Here is a 13281-nt window from a genome sequence, read left to right on the forward strand (position 1 = left end):
GACACCACACCCCGCCATAATCTCAGCCAAGCTCCCGAATACGATCGCCTCCACACCCGTCACAACGAACTCACCACCCTCAAACAGTGGATACTCAACGAACATAGCCGCATTATCACCCTCACCGGATTATCAGGAATTGGCAAAACCGCCCTCGCTCGACAACTCGTCGAACACATAAAAGAGCACTTTAGCCATATCCTCTGGTGCAACCATCGTAAATTCTCCAACCTAGAAACCCTAAAAAACCACATCTGCCAGTTTTTCGCCGCAACCTCCACCCCGAACCGATCACTCCTAGACCATCTCAGACATCACCGTTGCTTGCTCATCCTAGACAACCTGCAAGAGACTCTAACCCCCGGTGAATTTGTCGGAACCTACCGTCGAGACTATCAAGGCTATGGCCAACTCCTCCGTGAACTCGGCACCTGCTCTCACCAAAGTTGTATTCTGCTCCTGAGTTGGGAACATCCCCTCGAAATCGCCGCCTTAGAAAGCGAAACCCACCACTGTAAAACCCTTCCCGTTCAGGGGTTTCCTCAACTCGCCAGCCAAATCCTCCGCGATCGCCAACTCAAAGACCCCAACACCTGGCCCAAACTGACTCAACTGTATAACAACAATCCCTTGTGGCTCAACCTAACCGCTTCCACAATTCTCGACTTATTCAACGGTAGCGTTGAGCAATTCCTCTCCTATCCCACTCTCTTCTTAGGAGACCTAGAAACCGTCCTCACGCTCCACTACCAACGCCTTGGGAACGCCGAAAAAACCCTACTGCACTGGTTAGCCAACCAAGACTCCCCCGCCAACCTCAACCCCAAACCCGCCAATCTCCTCTCAGATCGAGAATTTCTCAAAGCCATCCAATCTCTCAAACGACGCAGTTTATTAGAACCCTCATCCCAGTGTAATCTCCAGCTAAGCCTACAACCCGTCATTCGACAATACATCCGTAACTTAGCTCGATCGATTGCTTAGAATTAGTGCATCTGTAACGCTTGGCACTCTTCTAGGTTGCTAAGGTTTCAGTCAAGGAAACAGCGATCTCACCTCCAGGGTGCAGTTTGGGAACGCCAGGGGGAGATCGCGCCATGGCTGAGAACTTGGCGATCTCGGTAATTGATTGGGCTAGGCTGGCGATGTTGATGATTTGGTGGTAATCCTCGATCGACTACTGTAGGGGAGGTTTGAGAGGAGTAGGTGGTATCGGCGATCGAGATCGGATATTTCAACTCAAAAATGGGATCGAATGGTCGATTGCCGTTGGCGTCCCTCCCCATCCGAAGCAGGGAATCCGAGAAACACAAGCTTTTCTAACAAATCTTAGCCAGTCGTTCGATCGCCACCTTATCAGTTCCGGGGCGCGTCCAATGTCCCGTGGCGGCATCTCGATCGATCTCGTAAGCCATAACGCCGAAATTGCGGCCGTAACCCCAATTCACCAACAGCCAATCGTTCAAGCGCAAGCCGATTCCCTGACTTTGCTGCGATCGACTGCTCGATAACTGATAAACATCTCCCACCTTACCGATAGCGAGACTGTTCGTGTAGGGCGTTCGGTTGTCCGCATAAGCCCCCGCTACCTGATATAACCCTTCCAATTCGCCCGGCGTTCCCCCTGTGGCGCGTTCCCAGCCCACTTGACCGAGAAACTGCGGCGTCGTCCAACGGCCTTCGAGAGTCCCGTCAGGACCAATGCGGTACAACACCACGCAGTAGGAGGAATCAAAACTCCACCCCGTCAATAAAAAATTGTCCTCGACAAATCCCAATCCAGCAAAATGATAGCGATCGGTAAGCCAAAAGACTTGATAAAGCCGATCGAGCGGATAAATTTTAACCGTTCCAGTGTAGGACTTGCCGCGCAAGGTTTTCGCCTCCTCGATCGCCCAAGTCCCTTCGGGATTGACTGACATTTTCAAACGTTGAAATAAAGGTTTCGCGAAAGTGCTACGCACCGCGATCGCACTGAGCCATCGAACGTTGCACTCAAGGCTCGATCGAGCATTTTAACGAACAGTCGAGGAAGGAAAACCCGAAATTGTCGTCCTTCCCCGTCCAGACGTTAGCCAAACACCCGGTCTAACACCGTTTGCGGTTTGATATCCGCCATACGACCCGTCGTCGATTGAATTCCCACCGCTCGATCGCTCTCGGGAGGAAGCAGTTTGTGCGGGTCAGTCGGTCCGAAGAGGGCGTAAGTGTAGGTTTTCACCGCCACCGCCAAGTGCATCGGGGCGCTGTCCGTACACAACATCAGCGTCGCACCTGCGATCGTCGCCGCCAGTTTACCGACATCGGGCGGAGCGATGGTTTTCAGTCCGCTGGTGGCTTGCGTCAGCGCCCGTACCAACTCGTCGTCTTCCGGGCCGCGCGCCACCACGATGGGGAGATTCGGTTGGCGTTGCTGCAACCCGCGAATCACCTCCACCCAATTCTCCACGGGGTAGATTTTATCGAGTCCCTTCGCTTGCGCCAATTGACTCGAACCCCCGTGAATCAAAATATAGCCGCTTTCCGCCACGCCGAGGCGCTGCTGTTCGGCCTCCGCCCACTCCAAATCTTCCTTGAGGAGCGTCACCGAAAGGTCGGGACAGGGGGCTTCGATGCCAAACCCGCGTACCAAGTCGTGATACATATGGGCGGCGTACTGTTCGCCTTTGAGGGGAACGGAGTTCGTTAAAAACGGGCTACCCGGCCCTTCGTAGCCGATGCGGGTGGGAATCCCCGTCAGCCACAGGAACAGTCCCACCCCCCACCGCCGCCCTAAGGATAAGGCTGCATCGAATTCTCGATCGCGCACGACGCCTAACAGGTTTCCCCAGTCGGCGGGGCCGTTGCGATCTTTGAAATCGAAGGGAATGACGGTTAAGGAACCATCGTGAAAATACTTGTTGGCACGGTATGCACCTCTCGATCGCGGTTCGACGACAACGCCGAGTTCGCAATCGGGATAGGATTGCTTGAGTTGTTCTAGAGTCGGGAAAAATAGCAGTTGGTCGCCAATTCCCCCAGGAACGAGGGCGAGGATTTCTTTCATAGGGATTCCGCTTGTCCGTTCGCGTTAGTGTCTCCGTGAGGGAGAATCGCGCTTCTCAATCCAGACTTTATCGTATGTCGAACGCATCCGTGTCGTCTAGGGATGGGGGGATCGGGGAATGATGGGGTGAGGGGATGATGGGATGGCGAGAAATTTCGATCTCTTAACTGTCTTCACTCTTCACTAAGATTCATCCCTTCACCTCGATCGCACCCTCACCCGGCTATCCCGTCTCCTGGCGGTTTGGGGGAAGTCGGCGGCGACTCGACAACGCGCTCGATCGCACCAGGTTCGCTTCGTAACAGGGTTGTCAGACGCGCCAGTAGCTGGTCTAATTTCCCTTCTTCCAACAAGCCTTCGATTAACGTCAACCCACTCGTCGAAAGCATCAACTTCGTTACGTCTTGGGAAACGCCTCCGTTGCTGTCGTTTCCGCCGCCGGGGAACGCGTAAATCTTCGCATCGCCCAAGATTCCCGGTTGCGGTGCCAGGGATTTCACAATTTCTGGCAGTTTCTCGATGAGTTGCGGCGCGATTTCGGCTATGAGTTGGGCGTTGCGGTTGGCGTCGCTGAGGGAGTTTTCGGCGGTAATTCGCGCCTCGATTCCAGCGGCTTCGGCTAGGGATTTATCCCGTTCGGCGTCGGCCAGGGTGCGAATGGATTCCGCTTCCAAATCCGCCGCTTGACGGGCGATTTCCGCTTGGCGGCGGCGACGGAATACGTCGATTTCGATGACGTTGTTTTCCGCGATGCGCTGTTTCTCGGCTTCCTGTTCGGCGAGAATGGCGGATAGGCGCTGTTCTCGTTCGGCGCGTTCGACGGCGGAGGCGGTTTCCACGGCGGCTTCGGCTTTGGCGCGAAGGGCTTCGGCGGCGAGGCGTTCTTGGGTTTTTTGGGCGATGGCGATCGCCGCTTCTTGTTTCGCCAGTTCTGAGAGTTCTTCGGCTTCGGCTACGGAGACTTGAGCTTTCAGGCGGTTGGAATCGATGGTTTTTTGTCGATCGATCTCCGCCATTTCGGCTTCTCGTTTTTGCAACGCCTGGGCGACTTTGAGTTTTTTCTGTTGTTCTTCGATGGCAATTTCCGATTCGATTTGCCGTTCTCGTACTCCTTGCGTTTTGGCGATTTCTTCTTCTTCCACCGCCCGCGCTTGTAATATTTTATTACGTTGCTCGTTGGCGGCTTCTTTGTCTTTGGCTTCTTGAATTTCTCGGGCGCGTTTCGCTCTTAATGACTCGATTTGAAGTTGTTGTTCGAGTTGAGAGCTTTCCCGTTCTTTTTCAATTTCTAATGCTTGTTTGCGTGCTTCTAATTCTCGTTGCTCGATGGTCAACTCCGTTTGCAATTGGAATTCTCGACGTTCCTGTTGGGTTCGCAGTTCGACTTCTTCTTTTTGTTTGATGGAACGTTGAATCGTCTCGGTTCTTAACCGCACCCCTTGGGCGTCGAAGAAATTGTTCGTGTCGTAAGTGTCGCTTTCTTCGATTTCGGAAATAGCGATATTGTTGAGGGTCAAACCCACTTTTTTTAGGTCTTGTTGAATCAAATTCAACACTTCGTCGGCAAAGCCTAATTTATCGGAATCGATTTCGGCGAGGGTTTTGCGTTTTGCTGAGGCGCGAATCGCATCGTCTGCCCGTTTTTCTAGAGCTTCTTTAATATCGGCCGGAGAAATTTTCCCATCTCGAGACAAGCGAGCGGCAGCAGTTTTTACATCTTGTTCGTCGTGATTAACGCAGACATAAAACGTTACGCGCATATTAGCTCGTAAGTAGTCTTGCGTCCGGACGGCTAGGTTTCCCGTTCGTTCTACGTCGATATTAATCTCCCGCATCGGAACGCGAGTGAGTTCGTGAAATCCCGGGAGTACGATGCAACCGCCGTAAAGAATAACGGTATTTTTCTTGGCGAGAAAGCCGCCCGTTCGGACGAAGGCTTCGTTGTTGGGCGTGATTTGATACACCCGAGTGTACGCCCAAAATCCCAACAATAGTAAGACGAGAATGGTGACGATACCGATCGCCGTTCCGCCGAGAATGAAGGTTCCGCTTCCGATTTGTGCGAGAACCAGTACGTCTTCGGAGTCTTCTGTATGGGCTTTCGCTGGGTCGTCAAGGAGTTTACGGGCGAGTTTGCGGGCGAGTTTACGGGCGAGTTCGGGGCGGTTTTCGGGGAGAATTTGTTGGATGGGTTGTGGAAGTGTTACGGATTCGCTATTCTGACGGCGAAGGGCGACGACGGGGGGAGGGGATTCGGCGATCGATTCTACGGGAGAGGCTTTCGCCGGGTTAAAGAATAAGGTTTGGAGTAACGTCAGCAAGTACAACATGATGGGAATTGATAATTGACAATTGATAATGGATAACGAAAACCTGTGTTCTCCTCATCTCCTCATCTCCTCATCTCCTCATCTCCTCATCTCCTCATCTCCTCATCACCTCATGAGGTCCCCAGCCAGCGATCGCGATCGATCGAATTTTGGGCGATGACGATGAAAATTGGCGGTTGGTGTTCGATGACGATGACCGCATCGCCTCGTTTGGGAACCACTTGCGCGTCTTCGGGAACCACGGCGTTGATGGTGACGAGGTTTTTGGCGGGATCGATCGCGTCCACTTGTCCCACTTTGTCCTGTCCGAACCGAGGAATTTGACGGGAACTCACGGTTCCGACACAGCCGACGAGTCGATCGCTACTGGCGTCTTCGCTGAAAGACGCAAAGAACAAACGTCCGAGAGGACGGGCGATCGCACCGCCGAGTAAGACGCTGACAATTCCCGTAGCGATAAAAATCAGCGTATCGAGGGGAGATTTGGGTAGGTTGAAGGCCACGTTGACCAGCCAACCGAGGAGACCCCACAGACTGAGATCCGCAGCCAGCAACAACATCAGCGGAACCCGGCCGATTCCCAACCAGCCGAGAACGGGAATGACAAATTCGCCCTCGTCGTCGAGTTCTTCTTCTCCGCCGATGGAGATAGCCACGACAAACAGCACGATGCCAGCAACGAGGAAAATCCAGTAGGGTAGGTTGGCCAGGTCGAACACGATCGCGTTTGGGAAATGCTATTCCACAGAATAGTCGCTCTAGAATGGAATAGTGGGATAACGGTAACAAAGATTTAATTTATGCAGCTCAAACGACTCGGACACGTGGCGATTTGCGTTGACGATATCGAGAAAGCCACCGCGTTCTACCAAAATTTGGGGATGGAATTGGCGTGGAAAGATAAAGATTGGGCTTATTTGAAAGCCGGACAGGACGGATTAGCCCTATTGAGTCCCCATTACGAACAAGCTGGACCGCATTTCGGCTTCGTGTTCGACGATCGATCGGCGGTCGATGCAGCTTACGAACGACTCAAAGCCGAGGGCGTGCGCGTCAGCGAGATTCACGAACATCGGGACGGTACGGCGTCGTTTTACGGCCGCGACCCCGATGGAAACTGGTTTGAATATCTCTACGAACCGGCTCAATCTTAGGGAATCGACAAGAACCCCGGTATTTTTCAAGATACCGGGGTTCTGTAGGATTCGATCGTAGTTTAGCGAACCAATCTTCTTCGCAAGCCCAATTCAATCGACGACACGCAAGATACCGCGTTTGAGTTCTTCAAAAACGTGGTTGATGAGGTTTTCTTCTTCGGGTGTCAGATTGGATTTGGACAGCAAACTGGCCATAAAAACCTGTTGATCTGCCCGAGTAATTTGGTGCGATGTGAAGATGCGATCGGCGATTTCGCACACGGTTCGATCGCAGGTCTTTTCTTGAACGTAAGACATAGGCTGTAGCCACTCCAAATTGACTACTTCTCGTATCGATTTTATTGTACCGATTTTTTTTGAATCGCAATGCGATCGCCAGCCGAACTGAGTGCGATCGATTTCACAAAACAATGCGATCGCGATCGCAAGTCTTCTCAACTCCCCGTTCTGGAAGGGTTTTGAGACCGTAAATAATTATTTCGGTTGATTTTGCAACCGTAAAAACACGCATTTTTTATCGCCGAACCGCAAAAAATTTGTAACAAAAATATCCATTTTTTTAGAAAAAAATAAAAAAATAGTCACCTTAAGAAATTCGCAGCAAAATTTCCGCTGGGAACTTCCTCGAGAAGCGTCCCAGCATCTTCAAGAGGTCGGGGCGCTGACGAAAAATTATTCATTATCCCACAAAAAAGCCTCCTTGTCAAGAAAAGGAGGCTCGTTTGAAACGCGGAGAACCGAAATCGCAGAGAAAATCTAGACGAAAATACTGCCCGAGGCTTCAGCGATCTCGAACGGCGTCACACCTTGCACCACACCCACATACTGACCGCTGGCGATGACCTTCAACGCCGTCGAAGCCGTAGCCGCTCCCGCATCGATGGCCACATCGACCGCTTCGAGGGAGATATCGGCAAAACCGACACCCTGCAACTGAATTCGATCGGCTTCCGCCACACTAAAGTCCGTAATCACGTCCGCTTCAGCCGCCGTCGCCGTCGCCGTACTGCTAGTGAGAACGAAGGTGTCAGCGTTCGCGCCTCCCGTCAGGAAATCGCGACCGAGATCCCCCGACAGCGTATCTTGTCCGGCGCCCCCGTTGAGTACGTCGTCGTCCGCCCCACCGTTGAGGATGTCGTTACCGTCGCCACCATTGACAACATCGTTGCCTCGGTTGCCGTTGAGAATGTCGTTTCCGCCCTCGCCGTTGAGAACGTCTGCATCCGCCCCACCGACCGCCACATCGTCACCGTCACCCATATTAAAGGTGTCGTTGCCTTGGTTGCCCACGAGCGGAACGTCGTTCCCTGCCGTTCCGGTAAAGGTATCGTTCCCCCCAAAAGCCACCACCCAACGGGCATTATTGTAGTCCGGCGTTCCGTCGGGGAGAATCGCCGGGGTCAAGTCCGTGAAAATCTGCGGCGTTCCCAAAGTGGGCGGCGCGTTCAAGTCGATAACGTCGTCGCCGCCGGACAGTCCGATGAGGTCGAATTGGTTCGTCGCTTGCGTGGAATCGGGATTTTGGGCGCTTCCTTGTTCGCCGATGTTATAGCTGGCGTATTCGGCTGTGTTCGCTGCGGTGGGGGCAAGGGGCGCCGGTTGCGTCGGCGTGTTGATTTGCGCTAAACCGGCGCCCTGAGAGGGACTGAGTTCGGCGGCTTTAACCCCCGTCGGCGCCGTGAGAACGAGGTTGTAGTTACGGGCATCCTGTTCGCCGAGGGTCGTATCGCTAAAGACTCGCACGCGATATTCTGTGTTCGCTGCTAAGGCGCCGGTGGCGCTTACACCAGACCCACTCACGTCATCGACGATCGTACCGTTGGTCATGTCGATGATTTGCAAGCGGGGGGTAAAGCCAGTACCCGACACCTGGGCGGTGAGGGTTTCGCCTGCTAAGGTGGTGGCGACGCGGTACTCGTCGGCGAGGGAGTAAGTCCCCGCAGAGGGTAAGGCGAGGAAGTCGCCATCGGTGAGTTGGCCGGTCAGAGACAGGGTTTGTCCCGACTGGGGAGCGCCCGTGATGGAGTTGGTTAAGGAGGAAACGCTGACGTTCCCAGCATCGACTAAGGTTTGAAGCTTGTAATCGATGGGAAAGACGGGAGCGGCTTCGTTCGTCGTGAGGATGACGCGATATTCGTTTTGTCCCGAGATTAATGCGGTCGTGGAGGTGGCGGGATTGCCTTCGTTAAAGCTCCCTGCCAGTTGCGTCCCGTCTTCGGGGTTGGCTGCGACGAGGGCGACGCTAGTCGCACCTGTGGGCGTTAGGGTCAGGGTTAAGTTGGCGGTGGGTTGGTCGACCGTGATGAGATATTCGTCAAAGCGCGTGACGGCGTTATTGGTCGCCCCGATATCCCCTGACATGAAAATCAGATCGTTGGCGTTGAGTTGACCGGATAGGGTTGCGTTGTTAGCCATTTTTACAAAGTTACCAAAATCGAAAGACGTAAAGGCTGCTACAGGAGTAGACGATCGCGAGAGCAATTAGTTCCAAAACTCGCCCTCGAGACGGCTGGAGTTTGCTGGAATCGCTATGTCTTCTATCTTCAGGAAAGTCGATCGATCCTCGGGAAATTTTTGAGGATTTCAAGCTCGAGGCCATGGCAAGCCCTCGAGATAAGGCGTTCGTTCTCGAGGGCTTTAAAGGCAGTTGTTTGAGGCGGGAGGAGGCTTTGGGGACGATAGCGCTTTCCTGGGTGACTGCCACTCTACCTCGGTCTATTTTGGAGTCAGTTTTTCAGGTCGGGATGATGGATGTCACCTCTCACCCCCTGGGGCTGCGTCGGATTTTTTAAGAGATGGTTGGCGATGGAAAAATGACGGAATTGGCGGAAGCAGCGCGGTTGAAACTCTCTTGGGTTGAAGGGGTTTCGCGCCAGATTCTTTTCGCGCCAGATCCCCGGCATCTCCAAGATGCCGGGGATCTTATTGGATTTGGCAAAAAAACAAGATAAAAAGGGTCTTCGGAGTTTGAGGTGATAAGCAGATTTATGCCGGGTCATCCCCCCTTCGTCCTTACCCAGATTTTGTGTTCAAATTTACAAATTACACCATAATTTCCGAAGACCCGATAAAAATAATATAAAAATAAATCGTTAAACGAGGGCAAAATCAAACATTAAAGTTTTTTATGCGTCTATAAAAACTTTTGTTCTTTATCGAGTTACCTTTAAAAAATGCAGAAAAACGGCAATCAGATTAATGGTTTTACGTCAATAAAAGTGATAAAAAAACAAACCGAACTGCACCGAGAAATGCCGCTTAGATAGCAGACGAACGCCCGACTTCACGGGGCGGATCGATCGCCTTTCTTTCGGGCTGCCAGAGATGTCGGATTCATCTTTTCGTACTCCTCAAAGGGTTGGTGAATCCAGGGATTATCTTGTAGGTATTCGACGTAATAATCCGGCGCGATGTTTCCGCAAGCTTTGTACCACAACACCGCCGTTCGTATTTCTTCAATATCGTCGCCGTATCGATCGCGCAACCACTCCAACACCGCCTTTAACGACTCTCCCGAATCCACCAAGTCGTCTACCACTAAGATACGGCGTCCCAAGGGTGCAGAACTCATCGTCAAATGAGGGGCGATCGAAACCTGGCCTCGCTGTCGTCCCTCCGCCCCGCCGTAAGAGGACGTGGCTAGAATCGCCAACGGACAGTCAAACAGGCGCGAGAGAATATCGCCGACGCGCAAGCCACCTCGCGCCACACAGAGGATGCGATCGAACCTCCAACCGGATTCGTACACTTCCACCGCCAACCGTTCGACAAGTTGGTGATATTCCGTCCAAGACACGAAAAGATCCGACATAGCCCCTTGCTTAGAAACAGATTTTTCAGAACTAGATTTTTCAGAAACCGATAGTACGAACTGCCGATTCTCTCAGCGGGATGTCAACCTAGCTTAGCATCGTCGTTTGTCGTCGAAAAACGAAGAAACCGGGCTTCTTCAAGAAACCCGGTTTCCCTCAACCCAAAGCGGTCAAACTGACCTATTTGGTTTCAGAAAACTCCGCATCGATCACGTCGTCGCCGCCATCGTCATCAGAAGAGGAGTCCGAAGGACCTTCGCCGCCGGGGGCTGCACCGGCCGCAGCGCCTTCACCACCCGCTTGTTGATAGAGGTTGGTGCTAACCGCGTACAACGCTTGTTGCAGCTCTTCCGTCTTCGACTTCATCGCCTCGTCGTTGTCTTGACTGACGGCTTCCTTGAGTTCCTTAATCAGACCTTCAATTTTGGACTTATCATCAGCCGGAACCTTGTCGCCAAGTTCGTTGATTTGCTTCTCAGCTTGATACGCCAGCGTATCGGCTTGGTTTTTCAACTCGATGCGTTCGCGGCGCTTCTGGTCCTCTTCCGCGTTGGCTTCGGCGTCTTTCACCATGCGATCGACTTCCGTATCGGAGAGAGTGGAAGCCCCAGTGATACTGATGGACTGCTCTTTACCCGATCCTTTGTCCTTGGCGGTCACGTTGAGGATACCGTTGGCGTCGATATCGAAGGTGACTTCGATTTGAGGAACGCCGCGAGGCGCGGGAGGAATTCCGTCGAGGCGGAAGGTTCCGAGGCTCTTGTTGTCGGAAGACATTTCCCGTTCCCCTTGCAGAACGTGGATTTCCACGTTGGTTTGACCGTCCACCGCCGTGGAGAAGGTTTCGGATTTCTTGGTGGGAATCGTGGTGTTGCGGGGGATGAGTTTGGTCATCACGCCACCGAGGGTTTCGACCCCCAGAGACAGCGGCGTTACGTCCAGCAGCAGGATATCTTTAACTTCTCCGGCGAGGACGCCACCTTGAATCGCCGCACCGACTGCAACCACTTCGTCGGGGTTGACGCTTTGGTTGGGTTCTTTACCCAGAACCTTTTCAACGAGTTTTTGGACGGCGGGAATCCGGGTCGAACCCCCAACCAGTACCACTTCGTCGATGCTGTCTTTGCTGAGTTTGGCATCTTTGAGGGCGTTTTCGACCGGGATGCGACAGCGATCGATCAAGTCGGCGCAGATTTCCTCGAACTTGGCCCGCGTCAGCGTCATATCGACGTGCTTGGGTCCGTCTTGCGTCGCCGTGATAAACGGTAAGTTGATGTCCGCTTGGGTGACGCTGGAAAGTTCGATTTTGGCTTTTTCAGCCGCTTCCGTCAGCCGTTGCAAAGCTTGTTTGTCTTTGCGGAGGTCGATACCTTCAGCTTTTTGGAATTCTGCGGCGATGTAATCGACGATTTGTTTGTCGAAGTCGTCACCGCCGAGGTGGGTGTCGCCGGAGGTGGCCATCACCTCGAACACGCCGTCACCCACTTCCAGGATTGAAACGTCGAAGGTTCCGCCGCCGAGGTCGAAGACGAGAATGGTTTCGTTGCTCTTTTTATCGAGTCCGTAAGCCAGAGATGCGGCGGTGGGTTCGTTGATAATCCGCAGCACTTCCAGTCCGGCGATTTTTCCGGCGTCTTTTGTGGCTTGACGCTGGGAGTCGTTAAAGTAAGCCGGAACGGTGATGACGGCTTGGGTGACGGTTTCGCCGAGGTATTTGCTGGCGTCTTCGGCCAGTTTCCGCAGTACTTGCGCCGAAATTTCTTCCGGGGCGAATTGTTTTTCGGCTTGCGGACAGTCGAGTTTGACGTTCCCGTTAACGTTGAGAACTTTGTAGGTAACTTCGCTGGTTTCGTGGGTTACTTCGTCGTGACGGCGTCCGATGAACCGTTTGACCGAATAGAAGGTGTTGGTCGGGTTCATCACGGCTTGACGTTTGGCGATCTGACCGACCAGGCGATCGCCGTTTTTCGCGTAAGCTACAACGGAGGGCGTAGTTCGGAAGCCTTCTGCGTTGGCGATGACGGTGGGTTTACCCCCTTCCATCACTGCGACGCAGGAGTTGGTCGTTCCGAGGTCAATTCCAACGACTTTGGCCATGGGTGTATCCTGTGTGTCTCTACAACTTAAATAAATAGGGTGTCGAAGCTTTTCGCGAGTCGATCGCGACCGCCGATCTCATGCGATCGATTGCAAGCCCTCAGAGGCGTCAGTTTCTCGCTCGATAAGCGCCCGTGCGAGCAAACTCTCTCTAATCGCATTTCTTTACTTTTCTATACTGACGGCGGCGGCGCTTCCCTTGAAGGCGTGTTTCCCGAACCTGTTTGAGGACGGTTTGTCAAAGAACCGCCTCGAAACGGTTAAGGTTACAACGCCCTTTGTGGAGGGTGGTTTAGGCGTCCGACCATAAATCCTGCGAAAGTTCGGGGTCTTCTGGTGTTGTTGCGGCTGGGGACGCGGTGGCGCGATCGATCTCGTTGTGTTGAAGATCGGTTGACATCCTCACCGCCCTGGAAGGACGGTGATTCCTAAACCTCGCGATTTAGGTTCCTGCTTCCTTCCCTTACGGGTTTTTCGCAGTTGCTCTTGGGAACAATGTCCTTCAAGACTTACACTCGCTTCACAGGCTGTAACGGTGTGTCCCACCGCCAAAAGATTCTGTGCGGCGTTGATGTCCCGGTCGTGAACCGTCCCACATTTCGGACAAGTCCACTCTCTGACATCCAACGCCATCGAATCGGCTTTGTGTCCGCAACATCCCCCCTTTAGTTCCCCCCTTAATAAGGGGGGTTAGGGGGGATTCGGGAACCATCGATCTACCTTGACGAGCGTTCGTCCGTACCACTGACATTTATAGTCCAGTTGGTTGACAAACTCTCCCCACGCACAATCAGAGATGTGTTTGGCGAGTTTGTGATTTCTCACCATCCCTATCCCCC

The 13281-nt window shown here is 53.1% G+C and carries 11 protein-coding genes and 1 pseudogene; 3 read left to right on the top strand and 9 right to left on the bottom strand.

Annotation, left to right across the window (positions count from 1 at the left end; genetic code table 11):
• Positions 1–984 (top strand): NB-ARC domain-containing protein (locus tag ACP5D4_RS18370; protein ID WP_428013069.1); only part of this gene is annotated, 984 nt, incomplete at its 5' end.
• A 335-nt stretch (positions 985–1319) separates the two neighbouring features.
• Here the strand turns inward: ACP5D4_RS18370 and ACP5D4_RS18375 are convergent.
• The 4 genes from ACP5D4_RS18375 to ACP5D4_RS18390 form a co-directional block, all read right to left on the bottom strand.
• Positions 1320–1922, bottom strand: a complete 603-nt coding sequence (locus ACP5D4_RS18375) for a hypothetical protein (RefSeq protein WP_428013070.1) — start codon at positions 1920–1922, stop codon at positions 1320–1322.
• Between the two features lie 149 nt (positions 1923–2071).
• Positions 2072–3046, bottom strand: a complete 975-nt coding sequence (locus tag ACP5D4_RS18380; RefSeq protein WP_428013071.1) for a glycosyltransferase family 9 protein — start codon at positions 3044–3046, stop codon at positions 2072–2074.
• A gap of 215 nt (positions 3047–3261) precedes the next feature.
• The gene (locus ACP5D4_RS18385) at positions 3262–5376 is read right to left on the bottom strand and encodes a flotillin family protein (RefSeq protein ID WP_428013072.1); all 2115 of its coding nucleotides are present in this window, start codon (positions 5374–5376) and stop codon (positions 3262–3264) included.
• A 110-nt stretch (positions 5377–5486) separates the two neighbouring features.
• On the bottom strand, positions 5487–6095 hold the full coding sequence (locus ACP5D4_RS18390; protein WP_428013073.1) for a DUF1449 domain-containing protein: 609 nt from the start codon (positions 6093–6095) through the stop codon (positions 5487–5489).
• An 81-nt stretch (positions 6096–6176) separates the two neighbouring features.
• On the opposite strand from ACP5D4_RS18390, the gene ACP5D4_RS18395 reads away from it, so the two are divergent.
• Positions 6177–6530 carry a VOC family protein gene (locus tag ACP5D4_RS18395; RefSeq protein ID WP_428013074.1) on the top strand — a complete coding sequence of 118 codons (354 nt, stop codon included), beginning with the start codon at positions 6177–6179 and terminating at the stop codon, positions 6528–6530.
• A gap of 93 nt (positions 6531–6623) precedes the next feature.
• Here ACP5D4_RS18395 and ACP5D4_RS18400 read toward each other — a convergent pair whose 3' ends face one another.
• Together ACP5D4_RS18400 and ACP5D4_RS18405 are read right to left on the bottom strand one after the other, a co-directional pair.
• Positions 6624–6830 (bottom strand): hypothetical protein, encoded by a 207-nt coding sequence (locus ACP5D4_RS18400; RefSeq protein WP_428013075.1) that lies wholly within the window; start codon positions 6828–6830, stop codon positions 6624–6626.
• A 459-nt stretch (positions 6831–7289) separates the two neighbouring features.
• Positions 7290–8948, bottom strand: coding sequence for a calcium-binding protein (locus ACP5D4_RS18405; protein WP_428013076.1), 1659 nt, complete (start codon positions 8946–8948; stop codon positions 7290–7292).
• Between the two features lie 182 nt (positions 8949–9130).
• Here ACP5D4_RS18405 and ACP5D4_RS18410 point away from each other — a divergent pair, with 182 nt between their 5' ends.
• Positions 9131–9325 carry a hypothetical protein gene (locus tag ACP5D4_RS18410; protein WP_428013077.1) on the top strand — a complete coding sequence of 65 codons (195 nt, stop codon included), beginning with the start codon at positions 9131–9133 and terminating at the stop codon, positions 9323–9325.
• Positions 9326–9816: 491 nt separating this feature from the next.
• On the opposite strand, the gene ACP5D4_RS18415 is transcribed toward ACP5D4_RS18410, so the two are convergent.
• The 3 genes and pseudogenes from ACP5D4_RS18415 to ACP5D4_RS18425 form a co-directional block, all read right to left on the bottom strand.
• Positions 9817–10344, bottom strand: coding sequence for a phosphoribosyltransferase (locus ACP5D4_RS18415; protein ID WP_428013078.1), 528 nt, complete (start codon positions 10342–10344; stop codon positions 9817–9819).
• Positions 10345–10525: 181 nt separating this feature from the next.
• Entirely contained in the window at positions 10526–12442 is a 1917-nt protein-coding gene (gene dnaK / locus ACP5D4_RS18420) for a molecular chaperone DnaK (protein WP_428013079.1), read from the bottom strand.
• A 402-nt stretch (positions 12443–12844) separates the two neighbouring features.
• Positions 12845–13270, bottom strand: a pseudogene (locus ACP5D4_RS18425) (zinc ribbon domain-containing protein).
• Positions 13271–13281: the final 11 nt, after the last annotated feature.

Origin of the sequence: Baaleninema sp. (assembly GCF_049974805.1) — a bacterium.
Taxonomy (GTDB): domain Bacteria; phylum Cyanobacteriota; class Cyanobacteriia; order Cyanobacteriales; family Geitlerinemataceae; genus Baaleninema.